Here is a 15,093-nt window from a genome sequence, read left to right as displayed (position 1 = left end):
GCGCATAGCGCGGCGCATGACGATCGAACCCCAATTTTTCGAGGCGCGCGACGGCGTACGGCTGGCGTGGCGCGAGATGGGCGAAGGTCGCCCGCTGCTGTTGCTCCACGGCCTGTTCTCGAACGCCGAGGTCAACTGGATCAAGTTCGGCACTGCGGCGCGCGTTGCGGCCGAGGGTTACCGCGTGATCATGCCCGACCTGCGCGTCCACGGGGCGAGCGATGCGCCGCATGAGGAGGAACATTATCCGCCCGACGTGCTGGTCCATGATTTGCAGGACCTGGTGGCGCATCTCGGCCTGGGCGATTTCGACCTCGGCGGCTTTTCGCTCGGCGCGCGGACGAGCGCGCGCGCGGTGGTCGCCGGCATGAAGCCGCGGCGGCTGATCCTCGGCGGGATGGGACTGGCGGGGCTCGCGGGCTGGCAGCGGCGCGGCCAATTCTTCAAGCGCGTGATCGCCGAATATGAAAGCGCCAAGCGCGGCGACGACACCTGGCTTTCGATCCAGTTCATGAAGACGATGAAGGTCGATCGTATCGCGGCGGGCTACCTGCTCGACAGCTTCACCGACACGACCCCCGATATGCTCGCGGCGCTGACGATGCCGACGCTCGTCGTGTGCGGCGAGCAGGACCAGGATAATGGATCGGCGGAGGAACTGGTCGCGGCGTTGCCCGACGCCCGGCTGGCGACGATTCCGGGGACGCATATGTCGAGCGTGACCGAGGCCGGACTGGGCGAGGCGATCGCAGCGTTCCTCGCGGCTTGACCGGACTCGCGGCAAGCGCCTAGCTGTCGCCATGCGCCGCAGAGCGCGGCCCGAATATCCAGAGGACGCACCCCATGAAAGCCATGATTTCAAGCCTGTCGCTTGCCCTGTCGCTTGCCGTCGCCGGACCCGCCGTCGCGGCGGACCAAAAGCCCGCGGCATCGGCGGCGAACACGGCCAAACCGACCGCAGCCGACGCCGACGCCTTTATCGCCGCCGCCGAAAAGGATCTGTTCGACTATACGGTCGAAGCGAGCCAGGTGAACTGGGTCAACAGCACCTATCTGACCGAAGATACCGATGCGATGGCGTCGCGGATCAATGCGGTGGGGACCGAAAAATCGGTCAAATATGCCCTGGAAGCCGCCAAATATAAGGATGTTGCGGGGCTCAGCGCCGATACGAAGCGCAAGCTCGACATCCTGCGCACCGGCCTTGTCCTTCCGGCGCCGACCAAGCCGGGTGCGGCGACCGAACTCAACCAGATCGCAACCGACCTGCAGTCGCAATATGGCAAGGGCCGCGGCACGCTGAACGGCAAGGAGATTTCGGGCTCGGACATCGAGGCCGAGATGGGCAACCTCCAGAACACGCCCGCGCAGTTCGCCGAGATGTGGACGAGCTGGCACGACAATGTCGGCGCGCCGATGAAGGACGATTATGCCCGCATGGTGGGCATCGCGAACGAAGGCGCGAAGGAGCTGGGCTTCGCGAACACCGGCGCGATGTGGCGGTCGGGCTACGACATGTCGCCCGAGGAGTTCGCCAAGACGACCGAACGGCTGTGGCAGGAAGTGAAGCCGCTCTACCTCGCGCTCCACACCTATGTCCGCTGGAAGCTGAACGAGAAATATGGCGATGCGGTGCAGCCCAAGACCGGACCGATCCGCGCCGACCTGCTCGGCAATATGTGGGCGCAGGAATGGGGCAATATCTACCCGCTCGTCGCCCCGGCGGGTTCGGGCGACCTTGGTTATGACGTCGGCGACCTCCTGACCGCGCAAGGCAAGACGCCGCTCGACATGGTGAAGGCGGGTGAGAATTTCTATTCGTCGCTGGGCATGGCGCCGCTGCCCGAAACCTTCTGGAAGCGCAGCCAGTTCCTGAAACCCGCCGACCGCGAAGTCATCTGCCACGCGTCGGCGTGGGATATCGACAACAAGGACGACATCCGCATCAAGATGTGCATCAAGGTGAACTCGGACGATTTCACGACGATCCATCACGAGCTGGGGCATAATTATTACCAGCGCGCGTATAACAAGCAGCCGTTCCTCTACCTCAACGGCGCAAACGACGGCTTCCACGAAGCGATCGGCGATTTCGTCGCGCTGTCGATCACGCCGCAATATCTTGTCGACATCGGCCTGCTCGACAAGGCGAAGGTGCCGAGCGCCGACAAGGATATCGGCCTGCTGCTGCGGCAGGCGATGGACAAGGTTGCGTTCCTGCCGTTCGGCCTGCTCGTCGATCGCTGGCGCTGGGGCGTCTTCGACGGCACGATCAAGCCCGCCGATTACAACAAGGCGTGGACACAGCTGCGCACGCAGTATCAGGGCATCGTCCCGCCGGGCGAGCGGCCGGCGAACGCGTTCGACGCGGGGGCGAAGTTCCACATCCCGGGCAACACGCCCTACACGCGCTATTTCCTGGCGCGCGTCCTGCAGTTCCAGTTCTACGAAGCTGCGTGCAAGCAGGCGGGCTGGACCGGTCCGCTCCACCGCTGTTCCTTCTATGGCAACAAGGAGGTCGGCGCGAAGCTGAATGCGATGCTCGAAATGGGCGCATCGAAGCCGTGGCCCGACGCGCTCGAAGCCTTCACCGGCAACCGCGACATGTCGGGCAAGGCGATGGCCGACTATTTCGCGCCGCTCAAAGCCTGGCTCGACGAGCAGAATAAGGGCAAGCCGCAGGGCTGGTAAACCAGCCAGCTGCCGGAAAGCAGAAAGGCCGGGGTGACGACGCCCCGGCCTTTTTCATTGCGCCTCGACCGCCTGTTTGAAGCGCGCGAGCCGGGCGGTCGCCGCGGCGGCGTGGGGGCCGATCCAGCGGTCGTGGATGTCCTGGATCGGCATCGCGTTGAGGTGGTTCCAGCGGGTGCGGCCGCGGCGTTCGGCGATGACGAGGCCGGCGTCCTCCAGCACCTTCAGATGTTGCATCACGGTGCAGCGGTCGATGTTGGCGAAGTTGTCGCACAGCGTGCCGGTGGTCAGCGGCTGATCCTTGAGGTCGTCGAGGATCTGGCGGCGGACGTGCGATGACAGCGCCTTGAAAACCTTGTCATATTCTTCGTGGATTGACATGTTATAAATATATAACATAATGGGAGAGAATCAAGCGGAGAATGTCGATGGAACTGAAGTTTCGGGTTGCGGCGCGGATTGCGAAGCCGGTGCACGAGGTGTTCGAGGCGGTCGCGGACCCCGCGAAACTGTCGAACTATTTCACGACCGGCGGCGCCAAAGGGCGGCTCGAAACCGGCGCAACGGTGGAATGGGATTTCCACGACTTTCCCGGCGCTTTCCCCGTCTATGTGATCGAGGTCGTCGAGGATGAGAAGATCGTCCTCGAATGGCAGGCGAGCGAAGGCGAGGCGCACAATGTCGAAGGCAGCGAACCCAAGGATTCGGACTATCGCACGCGTGTGACGATGAGCTTCAAGGCGCTCGACGACGGCCGCACATTGGTCGAGATCGCCGAGGAAGGCTGGCGCGAGAACCAGGGGGCGCTCAGCGCATCCTACGGCAATTGCCAGGGCTGGTCGCAGATGCTGTGCGCGCTCAAGGTCTGGATCGAGCACGGGATCAACCTGCGCGACGGCATGTACAAGTAACTAGTCCGGATATTCCATCCGGAGCGGGCGTGAGCCGATCGGCGCGCCGGTGTTGGCATCGACGACGACCGGGCGCACGGCCTCGCCCGTCTCGGCGTCGAGGTGGCGGCTGAGCGCGCCGCCGCCATTATATTTGCGCCCCCATGCGCCGATCGCCATCAGGATCGGCAGGAAATCGCGCCCCGCATCGGTGAGCAGATATTCGTCGCGCGGCGGGCGCGCGCTGTAGCGGTTCTTCGCGATCAGCCCCGCCTCGGCCAGCGCCGACAGGCGCCGCGATAATATGTTCGGCGCGATGCCGAGGCTGGTGCGCAGCTGCTCGTAACGCGTGAGCCCGCGTTCGATGTCGCGCAGCACCAGCATGCTCCACCGGTCGCCGACGCGCATCAGCCCGCGGTCGACGGGGCAGGTGCCCGAATTATTTTCTTGCGTACCCATTGAAGGAATATGGGACAGTCACTATCATTTTGCAAGTGACCCAATCGAGGGCCGCCTGTTTAGGAGAATGACAATGACGATTCCCGATGGAACGGCCCTGATCACGGGTGCTTCGACCGGCCTTGGCGCCGTTTATGCCGACCGCCTCGCAAAGCGCGGCCACGACCTGATCCTCGTCGCGCGCAACGGTGCGCAGATGGAGGAGCTGGCCGCAAAGCTGCGCGCGGAGCATGGCGTCGCGGTTGATGTGATCGCCGCCGACCTCACCAAGAGCGACGATGTGACGCAGATCGAGCAACGGCTGATCAAGGATGCGAATGTGACGCTGTTCGTGAACAATGCCGGCATGTCGCTGAACGGCGGGACGCTGGAAAATAGCGCCGCCGAGATCGAGACGATCATCGCGCTCAACATCACCGCCGCGGCGCGGCTTGGCATAGCGGCGGGCAAGGCGTTCGGCGCGCGCGGCAAGGGCGCGATCGTCAATATCGCCTCGGTCCTCGCGCTCGCCCCCGAAATGTTCGAGGGCGTGTACAGCGGGTCGAAGGCGTTCCTGCTCAATTTGAGCCACGCGCTCGCCGCGAACGGCCGCGAACAGGGCTTCCATGTGCAGGCGGTGCTGCCCGGCGCGACGCGCACCGAGATCTGGGAGCGATCGGGCAAGGATATCGAAGCCTTTCCCGCCGAGATGATCATGGACGCGGGCGACCTCGTCGACGCGGCGCTGACCGGGCTCGATCGCGGCGAGGAAATCACGATCCCGCCGCTCGCCGACGAGGGCCAGTGGAAGGATTATTATGCCGCGCGGCTGGCGATGGGGCCGAACCTGTCGAAGCGCGATGTGGCGCCGCGTTATCGGTGAGCGAGGCTGCGTGAAGGAATGAGAAGGCGGCCGGCTGTCGAAGGTCGCCTTCTTCCTCATCGTCATCCCGGATCAAGTCCGGGATGACGAATGGGGGCGATGACTGCCCCCCCACCTTGCCCAAACCCGTCCCCATGGCCTATCGCGCGAGCATGGCAGCGACGAAGACCACCCCCGGACGTGGCGCTCCCGGACAGGGCACGCGCGACAAGCTGATCGACGCGGCATTCCGTGCGGTCGCGCGCGACGGGCTCGCCGACACCAATGTCAAGTCGATCGCCGCCGAGGCGGGGGTCAATCCGGGGCTGCTCCATTATCATTTCGCGAGCAAGGATGCGCTGCTCGAAGCCGCAGTCGACAGCGCGACCGCGCACTATATGGCCGAGATCGACGCGCTGGTCGCGGCGACCCCGCGCGCGGAGCTGTTCGACGCCTATGTCCGCTTTTCGGCCGAGACGCTCGAGGCCAATCGCGACCTGTTCCGCGTCCGCCTGTCGCTCGGCGTGCGCGCGATGAACGATCCGGGGCTTGCGGCGCGGCTCGAGGTTGCGAACGAAGCGATCCGCAGCCGGCTGGCGATGGTGTTCGCCGCGGGCGCGGGGCGGGACGCGGTCGACGACCGCGACCGGCTGCGCGCGCGGATGACCAAGGCGGCGTTCGAGGGGATGATGCTGTCGTGGCTGACGCAGCCCGATTTCCCGATGCATGCGGCACTCGCCGAATGGGCGGCCGGGACGCGCGCGGGGCTTGGCGAGGGCTGATCCGCCCGCCTGTCGGGCGATTTTTCAAGATATGATTGTTTGCACCCCGGCGAAAGCCGGGCCCATATGGCGCGGTGCTGTCATTCATGGGCCCCGGCTTTCGCCGGGGCGCATGAATGGATGCCGTAAGGAGCGATTCTGCGATCCCCCTTGCGCATCGCATCGCGCCGGCTTATTTGGTTGGTCAACCAACCAAATAAGGATCACAGGCTATGCATATCGTGATGACGGGTGCAACATCGGGTTTCGGGGCCAATGCGGCGCGGCGGCTGGCCGCCGCCGGGCACCGGCTGACGATCGGGGCGCGGCGTCCCGAGGCGGTCGATGCGGCGTGGGGCGCCGGGGCACTGGCGCTCGACCTTGACGATTTCGCTTCGGTCGACCGTTTTGCCGAGGCGGTAGCAAAGGGGCCGGCGGTCGATGCGCTGGTGCTGAATGCCGGGCTGCAGACATCGAAGCTGGAAGTTGGCGCCGAGGGTTTCGAGCGGACCTTCGCGGTCAACCAGCTCGCGCATTTCCGGCTGCTCCTCCAACTGCTGCCGCATCTCGCGCCGGGCGCGCGGGTGATCCTGACGGGCAGCGGCACGCACGATCCCGAGGAAAAGACGATCGTCACGCCCCCCGCGCACGCCAATGCCGAATGGCTGGCATATCCCGATCGCGACCCGACGCTGCCGAAAAAGGATCGGGCGCAAGTATTCCGCGCCTATAGTTCGTCGAAGCTCGCCAATATCATGACGGCGCGCGAGCTGGCGCGGCGCCGTCCCGACCTCGCGGCGATGAGCTTCGACCCCGGCTATGTGCCATGGACCGGGCTCGCGCGGTCGAGCGGGAAGATCGTTGCGTCGCTGGTCAGCCTGATCGTGCCGCTGACGATGAAGCGCGACCGCAAGAGCACGATCGCGCTGTCGGGCGAATATCTCGCGGCGTTGGCGGCGGCGCCGGCCTATGCCGAGACGCATGGCGATTACTGGTCGGTGCGCAATCCGGCGCTGGTGCGGATCGAACCGTCGGCGCTGGCGCGCGACGACGCGGCGTGCACGGCGATGTGGGACGATTGCGCGCGCTTGTCGGGGGTGGCGGCGTAGCGGACTTATCCGGCCATGAAAAAGGGCGGCTGTCCTGCCGGACGCCGCCCTTGATCGTTCAGCGAAGAGGCGAAGCTCAGGCTTCGGCCATATCCTCGTCATATTGTTCCACCGGACCCGAATCCTGGCCCTTGGCATCGACGTCGCGGTCGACGAATTCGATGACTGCCATCGGCGCCGCGTCCGAGGCGCGGATGCCGGCCTTGATGATGCGGGTGTAGCCGCCGTTGCGGTCCTTGTAGCGTTCGGCGAGAACGTCGAACAGCTTCTTGAGCTGCGTGTCGTCGAGCAGGCGGCTGTTCGCGAGGCGACGGTTGGCAAGGCCACCGCGCTTGGCGAGCGTCACCAGCTTTTCGACGTAGGGACGCAGTTCCTTCGCCTTGGCGACGGTCGTCATGATCTGCTCATGCTTGATGAGCGAGGCCGACATGTTGCGGAACAGGGCCGTGCGATGCGCGCTCGTGCGCTGAAGCTTCCGGCCACCCGATTTATGACGCATAATCCATTCCTTCGTTTGTCAGAGGGGCCGTTTAAGGTACCCCAAGCCAGGTTGCATTGCGGGGCAACCCATTCCCGTTGTGGGCCCCGGCCGAAGCCGGGGCGCAAGATCAGCCGAGAAGTTCCTGTTCGAGCTTCTTGGCCATTTCCTCGATATTTTCCGGCGGCCAGCCGGGGATGTCCATGCCGAGGCGCAGGCCCATCGACGACAGCACTTCCTTGATTTCGTTCAAGGATTTGCGGCCGAAGTTCGGCGTGCGGAGCATTTCGGCTTCGGTCTTCTGAACGAGGTCACCGATATAGATGATGTTGTCGTTCTTGAGGCAGTTCGCCGAACGGACCGACAGTTCCAGCTCGTCGACCTTCTTGAGAAGGAAGCGGTTGAGCTGGTTGACGTCCGATTCATCGGCGGTGGTGGGCGAAGCCGCCATGCCGATGAGGCCGCTGTCGTTCATCGCTTCTTCGAAGTGGACGAAGACCTGGAGCTGGTCCTGGAGGATGCGCGCGGCATAGGCGACGGCGTCTTCCGGGGTGACCGTGCCGTCGGTTTCGACGGTCAGGTTCAGCTTGTCATAGTCCAGTTCCTGGCCGATGCGGGCGTTGTCGACCTTGTAGGCGACCTGGCGCACGGGCGAGTAGAGCGAGTCGACCGGGATCAGGCCGATCGGCGCGTCGACCGGACGGTTGGCGGTCGCGGGGACATAGCCCTTGCCGGTGTCGGCAACGAGTTCCATGTTCAGCGTCGCGCCATCGTCGAGGTGGCAGATGACATGGTTCGGGTTCATCACCTTGATGTCGCCCGACACCATGATGTCGCCGGCCTTGACGGTCGCGGGACCGGTCGCCGAAAGCTGAAGACGCTTCGGGCCTTCGCCCTCCATCTTGAGCGCGATCTGCTTCACGTTGAGGACGATGTCAGTGACGTCTTCGCGCACGCCGGCAAGGCTCGAGAATTCGTGGAGCACGTTCTCGATCTTGATCGACGTGATTGCCGCACCCTGGAGCGACGAGAGCAGCACGCGGCGCAGCGCGTTGCCGAGCGTCAGGCCGAAGCCGCGCTCGAGCGGTTCGGCGACGAAGGTCGCCTTGCGCTTGCCGTCGCTGCCAGCCTTGATTTCCAGGTTGCTGGGCTTCTTCAATTCCTGCCAGTTCCGGATATTGACAGTCATGGACTTCCCTTTGCTTTGGGCGGGACGGACAGGGGTCGACTGACCGTCCAGCGAGGATTTGAAACGGGCGGCGTCCCGGCGGGACGCGCCCGAAAGGACGTCAGACGCGGCGGCGCTTGGCCGGGCGGACGCCATTGTGCGGGATCGGGGTCACATCGCGGATCGAGGTGATGTGGAAACCGACCGCCTGTAGCGCGCGGAGCGCCGATTCGCGGCCCGCACCCGGGCCCTTGACTTCGACTTCGAGGGTACGGACGCCATGTTCGGCGGCCTTCTTGCCGGCGTCTTCGGCGCACACCTGGGCGGCGTACGGGGTCGACTTGCGGCTGCCCTTGAAGCCCATCATGCCGGCGCTCGACCAGGCAATCGCATTGCCCTGCGCGTCGGTGATGGTGATCATCGTGTTGTTGAAGGTCGCGTTGACGTGGGCCACACCCGACGAGATATTCTTGCGTTCGCGCCGACGAAGACGCTGCGGTTCACGAGCCATGATATAATCCTAACCTAATCCTGAATGGCCGGTGGCGGGCGGTTCGCCGCTGCCCCGGCAGGGAAAGCAAGGAAGCGCGCCGAAAGGGCGCGCTCGACCTTACTTCTTCTTGCCGGCGATCGGCTTGGCCTTGCCCTTGCGGGTGCGCGCATTGGTGTGCGTGCGCTGGCCACGGACCGGCAGGCCCTTGCGATGACGCAGACCGCGATAGCAGGCGAGGTCCATCAGGCGCTTGATGTTCATCGCCGTGGTGCGGCGAAGGTCACCCTCGACCGTGTGGTCGGCGTCGAGCGTTTCGCGGATCTGCAGGATTTCGGCGTCCGAAAGATCCTGAACGCGACGCGTGTGGTCGATGCCCAGCTTGTCGGCGATGTCGACGGCGGTCTTGCGGCCGATGCCGTGGATGTAGGTGAGCGCGATGATCACGCGCTTGTTGGTGGGCAGATTGACGCCCGCGATACGTGCCATTGGTAACTTTCTCCTGCTCCACAGGGCCGTAGGCAACCGGCCCCATCTCAAAGCGTCTGAATTTCCAACGCAAAAAACGGACCACGATGCGCACGAAGACGCTTCGCCGTCCGGTCAGGCTGTCGGAATGCTGGCGCAGTTAGGGTGAGTCGTGCCGAAAGTCAAGCGAACTGCGGTGGAATGCTTGTCGGAACGGGCGGTCACGGATGCGATGTAAGAGCGACGGCCCGGTCATGCAAGCGGGCGACGACCGCGCGGTGGATTCCGGGGGCGCAGGCGATGACGCCAAAGGCCTGCGCGCGCGGTGTGTTGAACTTCAGCGGCTCGCCGAAGGCGTCGGTGACGGTCGCCCCCGCTTCGCTGGCGATCAGTGCCGCCGCGGCGACGTCCCATTCGAAACCCCAGCGCAAGGTTGCGACCAGGTCGGCGCGGTCGTCGGCGACGAGCGCCATGCGCAGTGCGATGCTGTTCGGCTTGGTCACCATGATCAGGTCGCGGTCGATCTTGGGCAGGCTGTCGGCGGGGACGCGCGATCCGTCGAAGATCATCCGGCGGCTGGCACGCAGCGTCTCGCCGTTCAATGTCGCGCCCTTGCCCTTTTGCGCGACCCACAGCTCGTCGAGCGCGGGGGCGTAGAGCACGCCGAGTTCGGGCTCGCCGTCGACGACGAGCGCGACCGATACGCACCAGCCGGGGCGGCCGCGGATGAAGTCGCGCGTGCCGTCGATCGGGTCGACGCACCACATCGCGCGGCACGACAGGCGGTCCTCATTGTCGGCGGTCTCTTCGGACAGCCAGCCCGCTTCGGGCACCATCGCGCCGAGCACGGCCTTCAATCGCGCATCGACCGCGAGGTCGACGTCGCTGACCGGATTGTCGTGCGACTTGTGCCAGACGTCGACGGGCCGCCCCTCGCCGCGCCAGCGCGCCATCGCCATGTCGCCGACCTCGCGCGTCGCGGCGATCACGGCTTCGAGGTTGCGACCCGGCAAGGCGTCAGCTCGACGCGACGGTCATGCCGTCGATGCGCAGCGTCGGGGCGTTGGTCCCGTGACGGAATTCGAGGTCGTTCGCGGGGACGAGCGCCGCGAACATGTCGACCAGATTGCCCGCGATGGTGAATTCGGCGATCGGGCCCGCGATTTCGCCGCCCCGGATCAGGAAGCCCGACGCGCCGCGGCTGTAGTCGCCGGTGACGGGATTGACGCCCTGGCCGATCAGCTCGGTGATATAGACGCCCTCGGCGATATCCGCGATCAGCGCCGCCGGCGTCATGGCGCCCGCCGCGAGATGCAGGTTGCTGGCGCCAACCCCCGACGCGCCGCCGCCGCGGCTGGCATGGCCGGTGGGGGCGAGGCCGAGCTGCTTCGCCGACGCATTGTCGAGCAGCCAGCCGGTGATCTTGCCGTTCGCGACGATGTCGCGCGCCGCGGTCGGCAGGCCTTCGCCGTCGAACGCGCGGCTGCGCAGCCCGCGCGCGCGATGCGGCTCGTCGCGGATGACGATGCCGCTGTCGAACAGCATCTGCTCTTCCTTGCCGAGCAGGAAGCTCGTCCCGCGCGCGATCGCGGGGCCGGCGATGGCGCCGAGCAGATGGCCGACGATGCCGCCGCTGACGCGCGGGTCGAGGACGACGGGCAGCTTGCCGGTCGGCGCCTTGCCGGGGTTCAGCCGCGCGACGGCGCGGGTTCCGGCGCGCGCGCCGATCTCTGCGGCGCTTTCGAGGTCGGAGAGGTGGTGCGCGCTGTGCCAGCCATAGTCGCGCTGCATCGCGGCGCCTTCGCCCGCGATCACGCTCGCCGACAGGCTGTGGCCGCTCGACCCGTAGCCGCCGGCAAAGCCGTGGCTCGTCGCGAGCGCGAAGCGCGTGCGGCTGTGGCTCGCGCTGCCGCCTTCGCTGTTCGTCACGCCGGCGACGGCGCGCGCGGCTTCTTCGGTCGCCAGCGCGGCAGCGCGCAGCGCGGCGGGATCGGCTTCGCTGGCATCGTCGAGGTCGAAGTCGGGGACCGGTCCCTTGAACAGCAGTTCCTCGGGCGCGAGCCCGGCATAGGGATCCTCGGGCGCCTCGCGCGCCATCGCGACGCAGCGCTCGACCAGCTTCGCGAGTTCGCCGGCGTCCATGTCGGCGGTCGACACGCTCGCGCTCCGCTGGCCGACGAAGACGCGCAGCGAAATATCCTGCCCCTCCGACCGTTCGACATCCTCGAGCGCGCCGAGCCGCATCGAGACCGAGGTCGCGGCGTTGCAATAATAGAGCGCGTCGGCGGCATCGGCGCCGGCTTTGGTCGCGGCGGCGCACAGCATCTGGGCGCGATCGAGGGCTTCGGAAACGGTCAGCATAGCCGCGCCCTATACGGCGCGCGGCAAAGCGTCAAACCTCGGTCGGAACGGATTAGCGGATGATTGCGGCGATCGCGTCGGTCGCGGCCATCGCGCCGCTGACCCACAGGAAGGGCAGGGTGAGCGCGGCGATCCAGAGGCGGCGGACATCGCGGCGGAAACGCGCGTGCAGGCCCCAGCTTGCGAGCGCCTGACGGCTGAGATGATACCAGCGGCGTTCGGTCGATCGCGCGACGGGCAGCGCGAGCGCGAGCAGCATGACGAGCGCGACGACGATGAAGGCCGAGGGGGCGCCGGCGGCGATCGCGGCGGTGACCGCCCAGATCTGAAGCGCGGCAAAGGCGAGGAGCGCGGCGGCAGCATGCCAGGTCATTCGGCGGCCCAGACTCCGTGCCGGCGGCACGCTGACTGCCGTGCGCCTCCACAGGCGCGGTCCGAATGCTGATGCCATGTTTACAGCCCCCTTAGGCTGGCGATTCCCAGAACCGCACGATTTGCCCCAAAAACTCCCGAGTCAAGACAGCTTGCCAGCGATTCGTTAATTTTTGCGTTCGATTCGTCGCGGATTCGCAACCAAATCGCGTCGGATCGCCAAAATGCTGCAAAATCGGCAATATTCGTCGCGGATAAGCCTCGGAATTGCTGCCAGTCGTCGAGCGCCGCGGCGCGTTGGTCGACTTGCATCCAAGGCATCGGTCGCTAGCGTCTAGTTCGAGTCCATCCAAAAAACACGCAACCGGGGAAAATCGATGCGCTACCTGACTTTCGTCGCCGCCCTTGCCTTGCCGCTCGCGCCCGCGCTGGCGCAGGAGGCGACCAAGCCCGCGGTCGAGCCGAAGCCCGCCGCGCTGGTCGCCGACGGCATGCCCGAGGTGCCGGCGGACCTTTCCGCCGCGACGCGGCCCTATATGGAAAATCGCGGCGCGGGCTTCGTCGGCTGGAACCCGGTCGACAAGTCGATGCTGATCGCGACGCGTTTTGCCAATACCAGCCAGATTCACCGCGTTGCGACGCCGATGGGCGCACGCAAGCAGCTGACCTTTGAGGCCGAACCCGTGGGTTCCGCCGCATGGTCGCCGAAGACCGCCGACATCATGCTCGTCCAGAAGGATATCGGCGGCAATGAATTCTACCAGATCTATGCGATGAAAAACGGCCGGCTCGACCTGCTCACCGACGGCAAGAGCCGCAACGGCATCAACGCGTGGAGCAAGGACGGCACGCTCGTCGCCTACACCTCGACGCGCCGCAACGGTCGCGACAGCGACATATATGCCATGGACCCGCGCAATCCCGCGGCGACGCGGTTGGTGGCCGAGGTCGAGGGCGGCGGCTGGGGCGTCAGCGACTTTTCGCCCGACAAGAGCTGGGCGCTGGTCGGCAAGTATGTCTCGGTGCAAAAGACCGACCTGTTCCGTCTCGACCTTGCCACCGGCGCGATGACGCCGATCGGCGATCACAAAAAGGCAATTGCGGTTGGCGGCGGCGCCTTCGCGCCCGACGGCACGATCTGGGGCACGAGCGACGAAGGCAGCGATTTCCAGCGGCTCGGCACGCTCGATCCGAAGACGGGCAAGTTCACGCCGCGGGGACCGGCCGAAAAATGGGATGTCGATACGTTCGACATCGCCGACGACGGCAGTTTCATCGCCTATGTCGTCAACGAAGCGGGCATGTCGAAGCTGCGCGTGATGGACGTCGCGAGCGGCACCGTCCGCACGGTCGACCTGCCGGCGGGGATCATCGGCGGCATCGACATTGCGCCGTGGGGCGACATCGGCTTCAGCTTCACCTCGGCGCGCGCCGCGGCCGATGCGTACAGCGTCGATCCCCGGACGCTCAAGGTCACGCGCTGGACCGAAAGCGAGACCGGCGGCCTCGACGTCACGCAGAATGTCGAGCCCGAAGTCGTCAAGGTGAAGAGCTTCGACGGGCTCGAGGTATCGGGTTTCCTTTATCGCCCCGACCCGAAGAAATTCCCCGGCCAGCGCCCGCTGATCATGAATGTCCACGGCGGGCCGGAGGGTCAGTCGCGCCCCGGCTTCCTCGGCCGCAACAATTATCTGCTCAACGAGCTTGGCATCGCGGTCTTCTATCCCAACGTCCGCGGCTCGACCGGTTATGGCAAGACCTTCGTCAGCCTCGACAACGGACCGTTCAAGCGTGAGGACAGCGTCAAGGACATGGGCGCCTTCCTCGACTATCTGGCAAAGGACAAGGCGCTCGACGCGTCGCGCTTCGGGCTGACCGGCGGCAGCTATGGCGGCTATATGTGCTATGCCGCCGCGACCCATTATGCCGACAAGCTGCGCGCGAACCTGTGCGTCGTCGCGATCTCGAACTTCGTGACCTTCCTCGAAAATACGCAGGATTATCGCCGTGACCTCCGCCGCGTCGAATATGGCGACGAGCGCGATCCGAAGCAGCGCGCGAAGCTGATCGAGATTTCGCCGCTGACGCGCGTCGCCGACATCAAGAAGCCGCTGTTCATCGTCACCGGTGCGAACGATCCGCGCGTTCCGGCGTCGGAAGCCGACCAGATCGTCGCGGCGGTGCGCAAGAATGGCGGCACCGCCTGGCACCTCGTCGGTACGAACGAGGGGCACGGCTTCGCGAAGAAGGAAAATGCCGACTATAATTTCTGGGCGTCGCTGCTCTTCTGGAAGCAGTATCTGCTGAACTGAGGTCAAAGCGAACGTCATCCCGGCCTTCGCCGGGATGACAATAAGTGGATTACGGCTGCGGCTGCGGCGGGGTCGGCAGCGGGGCAGCGTCGGCTTCGTCGGGCGCGGTCGGGGCGGGCGCCAGGCCGCTGGCCTGCCGTTCGAGTTCCTCGGCGGCCTTCTGGCGCTCGGCGAGCGCTTTCTCTTCGGCGACGACGGCGGCTTCGACCTCGTCGGCGGCGGCGTCGATGCCCGCGATGCGCTTGGCGCGTTCGTCGGCGATCATCGCCTGCCAGTCGGTCTTGTCGGCGGCCTTCTTTTCGGCGCGCGCGCCTTCGACGAGCGCGCGGGTACAGCCGGTGAAGCCGCCAAGGCCCGTCGGCGAGCAGCTGTCGGTGCCGAAGCGGCCGACGCGTTCGAGCGCGACGACCTTGTTCGCCCAGGCTTCGTTGCGCACGTCGAGCGGGTTGCCGCGCAGCATCGGCGGCACGCGATAGCGTTCGGATTCGGGCAGGCGGTTACACACGACGATTTCGTCGGGGCTCGACTGTTCGCAGCGGTCGTCGCCATAGACGATGACCTGGTTGATCTTGTCGACGTCGGCCGGGGCCTCCTGCGCGGCGGCGGGCAGGGCGGCGGCGCTGCCGGCGAGGATCAGCGCGAACAGGGGCAGGCGGGACATCGGATCTTCCTTTTCACTTTGATGCGGCATGA

General features: G+C 65.8%; 18 protein-coding genes. 7 read left to right on the top strand and 11 right to left on the bottom strand.

Annotated features, from left to right (window positions below):
- The first annotated feature begins 16 nt into the window (after positions 1-16).
- On the top strand, positions 17-769 hold the full coding sequence (locus VGU00_RS00435; protein ID WP_327464374.1) for an alpha/beta fold hydrolase: 753 nt from the start codon (positions 17-19) through the stop codon (positions 767-769).
- Positions 770-843: 74 nt separating this feature from the next.
- Positions 844-2,691, top strand: coding sequence for a M2 family metallopeptidase (locus VGU00_RS00430; protein ID WP_327464372.1), 1,848 nt, complete (start codon positions 844-846; stop codon positions 2,689-2,691).
- Between the two features lie 54 nt (positions 2,692-2,745).
- Here the strand turns inward: VGU00_RS00430 and VGU00_RS00425 are convergent, their stop codons facing one another.
- Positions 2,746-3,072: a metalloregulator ArsR/SmtB family transcription factor gene (locus VGU00_RS00425; protein WP_327464370.1), complete on the bottom strand. Its 327-nt coding sequence runs from the start codon at positions 3,070-3,072 to the stop codon at positions 2,746-2,748.
- 47 nt (positions 3,073-3,119) lie between these two features.
- Between VGU00_RS00425 and VGU00_RS00420 the strand changes: the two genes are divergently transcribed.
- The gene (locus VGU00_RS00420; RefSeq protein ID WP_327464368.1) at positions 3,120-3,602 is read left to right on the top strand and encodes an SRPBCC family protein; all 483 of its coding nucleotides are present in this window, start codon (positions 3,120-3,122) and stop codon (positions 3,600-3,602) included.
- On the opposite strand, the gene VGU00_RS00415 is transcribed toward VGU00_RS00420, so the two are convergent.
- Positions 3,603-4,040 carry a helix-turn-helix domain-containing protein gene (locus tag VGU00_RS00415; RefSeq protein WP_327464366.1) on the bottom strand — a complete coding sequence of 146 codons (438 nt, stop codon included), beginning with the start codon at positions 4,038-4,040 and terminating at the stop codon, positions 3,603-3,605. It abuts the gene before it with no gap.
- Between the two features lie 73 nt (positions 4,041-4,113).
- Between VGU00_RS00415 and VGU00_RS00410 the strand changes: the two genes are divergently transcribed.
- The 3 genes from VGU00_RS00410 (at position 4,114) to VGU00_RS00400 (ending at position 6,751) form a co-directional block, all read left to right on the top strand.
- Positions 4,114-4,902, top strand: coding sequence for an SDR family oxidoreductase (locus VGU00_RS00410; RefSeq protein ID WP_327464365.1), 789 nt, complete (start codon positions 4,114-4,116; stop codon positions 4,900-4,902).
- A 152-nt stretch (positions 4,903-5,054) separates the two neighbouring features.
- Entirely contained in the window at positions 5,055-5,663 is a 609-nt protein-coding gene (locus VGU00_RS00405) for a TetR/AcrR family transcriptional regulator (RefSeq protein WP_327464364.1), read from the top strand.
- A gap of 212 nt (positions 5,664-5,875) precedes the next feature.
- Positions 5,876-6,751 carry an SDR family NAD(P)-dependent oxidoreductase gene (locus VGU00_RS00400; protein WP_327464363.1) on the top strand — a complete coding sequence of 292 codons (876 nt, stop codon included), beginning with the start codon at positions 5,876-5,878 and terminating at the stop codon, positions 6,749-6,751.
- Positions 6,752-6,827: 76 nt separating this feature from the next.
- On the opposite strand, the gene rplQ is transcribed toward VGU00_RS00400, so the two are convergent.
- The 8 genes from rplQ to VGU00_RS00360 form a co-directional block, all read right to left on the bottom strand.
- Complete coding sequence (rplQ, locus tag VGU00_RS00395; protein WP_327464362.1) at positions 6,828-7,250, bottom strand: 50S ribosomal protein L17; 423 nt, start codon at positions 7,248-7,250, stop codon at positions 6,828-6,830.
- 109 nt (positions 7,251-7,359) lie between these two features.
- The gene (locus VGU00_RS00390) at positions 7,360-8,418 is read right to left on the bottom strand and encodes a DNA-directed RNA polymerase subunit alpha (RefSeq protein ID WP_058803170.1); all 1,059 of its coding nucleotides are present in this window, start codon (positions 8,416-8,418) and stop codon (positions 7,360-7,362) included.
- Positions 8,419-8,518: 100 nt separating this feature from the next.
- Positions 8,519-8,908 carry a 30S ribosomal protein S11 gene (gene rpsK, locus VGU00_RS00385; RefSeq protein ID WP_003040416.1) on the bottom strand — a complete coding sequence of 130 codons (390 nt, stop codon included), beginning with the start codon at positions 8,906-8,908 and terminating at the stop codon, positions 8,519-8,521.
- Positions 8,909-9,007: 99 nt separating this feature from the next.
- Positions 9,008-9,376, bottom strand: coding sequence for a 30S ribosomal protein S13 (rpsM, locus tag VGU00_RS00380; protein ID WP_077031818.1), 369 nt, complete (start codon positions 9,374-9,376; stop codon positions 9,008-9,010).
- 200 nt (positions 9,377-9,576) lie between these two features.
- Positions 9,577-10,368, bottom strand: a complete 792-nt coding sequence (locus VGU00_RS00375; protein WP_327464359.1) for a 3'(2'),5'-bisphosphate nucleotidase CysQ — start codon at positions 10,366-10,368, stop codon at positions 9,577-9,579.
- A gap of 4 nt (positions 10,369-10,372) precedes the next feature.
- Entirely contained in the window at positions 10,373-11,716 is a 1,344-nt protein-coding gene (locus VGU00_RS00370; protein WP_327464357.1) for a TldD/PmbA family protein, read from the bottom strand.
- A 52-nt stretch (positions 11,717-11,768) separates the two neighbouring features.
- Positions 11,769-12,089 carry a hypothetical protein gene (locus tag VGU00_RS00365; protein ID WP_327464355.1) on the bottom strand — a complete coding sequence of 107 codons (321 nt, stop codon included), beginning with the start codon at positions 12,087-12,089 and terminating at the stop codon, positions 11,769-11,771.
- An 80-nt stretch (positions 12,090-12,169) separates the two neighbouring features.
- Positions 12,170-12,400 carry a hypothetical protein gene (locus VGU00_RS00360; protein ID WP_327464353.1) on the bottom strand — a complete coding sequence of 77 codons (231 nt, stop codon included), beginning with the start codon at positions 12,398-12,400 and terminating at the stop codon, positions 12,170-12,172.
- 65 nt (positions 12,401-12,465) lie between these two features.
- Here VGU00_RS00360 and VGU00_RS00355 point away from each other — a divergent pair, with 65 nt between their 5' ends.
- On the top strand, positions 12,466-14,400 hold the full coding sequence (locus tag VGU00_RS00355; protein WP_327464351.1) for a S9 family peptidase: 1,935 nt from the start codon (positions 12,466-12,468) through the stop codon (positions 14,398-14,400).
- A 49-nt stretch (positions 14,401-14,449) separates the two neighbouring features.
- Here VGU00_RS00355 and VGU00_RS00350 read toward each other — a convergent pair whose 3' ends face one another.
- Positions 14,450-15,061, bottom strand: coding sequence for a hypothetical protein (locus VGU00_RS00350; RefSeq protein WP_327464349.1), 612 nt, complete (start codon positions 15,059-15,061; stop codon positions 14,450-14,452).
- Positions 15,062-15,093 lie beyond the last annotated feature (32 nt).

It is taken from the genome of Sphingopyxis sp. (assembly GCF_035944815.1).
In the GTDB taxonomy this organism is placed as follows: domain Bacteria; phylum Pseudomonadota; class Alphaproteobacteria; order Sphingomonadales; family Sphingomonadaceae; genus Sphingopyxis.
The sequence above is the reverse complement of the archived record's forward strand: the minus strand, read 5'-3'. Positions and strand labels throughout refer to the sequence as shown.

Bases quoted from the DNA above. Each gene is read 5' to 3' on its own strand.
- VGU00_RS00435 (WP_327464374.1), top strand. From the start codon at position 17: ATGACGATCGAACCCCAATTTTTCGAGGCGCGCGACGGCGTACGGCTG.
- VGU00_RS00430 (WP_327464372.1), top strand. From the start codon at position 844: ATGAAAGCCATGATTTCAAGCCTGTCGCTTGCCCTGTCGCTTGCCGTC.
- VGU00_RS00425 (WP_327464370.1), bottom strand. From the start codon at position 3,072: ATGTCAATCCACGAAGAATATGACAAGGTTTTCAAGGCGCTGTCATCG.
- VGU00_RS00420 (WP_327464368.1), top strand. From the start codon at position 3,120: ATGGAACTGAAGTTTCGGGTTGCGGCGCGGATTGCGAAGCCGGTGCAC.
- VGU00_RS00415 (WP_327464366.1), bottom strand. From the start codon at position 4,040: ATGGGTACGCAAGAAAATAATTCGGGCACCTGCCCCGTCGACCGCGGG.
- VGU00_RS00410 (WP_327464365.1), top strand. From the start codon at position 4,114: ATGACGATTCCCGATGGAACGGCCCTGATCACGGGTGCTTCGACCGGC.
- VGU00_RS00405 (WP_327464364.1), top strand. From the start codon at position 5,055: ATGGCAGCGACGAAGACCACCCCCGGACGTGGCGCTCCCGGACAGGGC.
- VGU00_RS00400 (WP_327464363.1), top strand. From the start codon at position 5,876: ATGCATATCGTGATGACGGGTGCAACATCGGGTTTCGGGGCCAATGCG.
- rplQ (WP_327464362.1), bottom strand. From the start codon at position 7,250: ATGCGTCATAAATCGGGTGGCCGGAAGCTTCAGCGCACGAGCGCGCAT.
- VGU00_RS00390 (WP_058803170.1), bottom strand. From the start codon at position 8,418: ATGACTGTCAATATCCGGAACTGGCAGGAATTGAAGAAGCCCAGCAAC.
- rpsK (WP_003040416.1), bottom strand. From the start codon at position 8,908: ATGGCTCGTGAACCGCAGCGTCTTCGTCGGCGCGAACGCAAGAATATC.
- rpsM (WP_077031818.1), bottom strand. From the start codon at position 9,376: ATGGCACGTATCGCGGGCGTCAATCTGCCCACCAACAAGCGCGTGATC.
- VGU00_RS00370 (WP_327464357.1), bottom strand. From the start codon at position 11,716: ATGCTGACCGTTTCCGAAGCCCTCGATCGCGCCCAGATGCTGTGCGCC.
- VGU00_RS00365 (WP_327464355.1), bottom strand. From the start codon at position 12,089: ATGACCTGGCATGCTGCCGCCGCGCTCCTCGCCTTTGCCGCGCTTCAG.
- VGU00_RS00360 (WP_327464353.1), bottom strand. From the start codon at position 12,400: ATGCAAGTCGACCAACGCGCCGCGGCGCTCGACGACTGGCAGCAATTC.
- VGU00_RS00355 (WP_327464351.1), top strand. From the start codon at position 12,466: ATGCGCTACCTGACTTTCGTCGCCGCCCTTGCCTTGCCGCTCGCGCCC.
- VGU00_RS00350 (WP_327464349.1), bottom strand. From the start codon at position 15,061: ATGTCCCGCCTGCCCCTGTTCGCGCTGATCCTCGCCGGCAGCGCCGCC.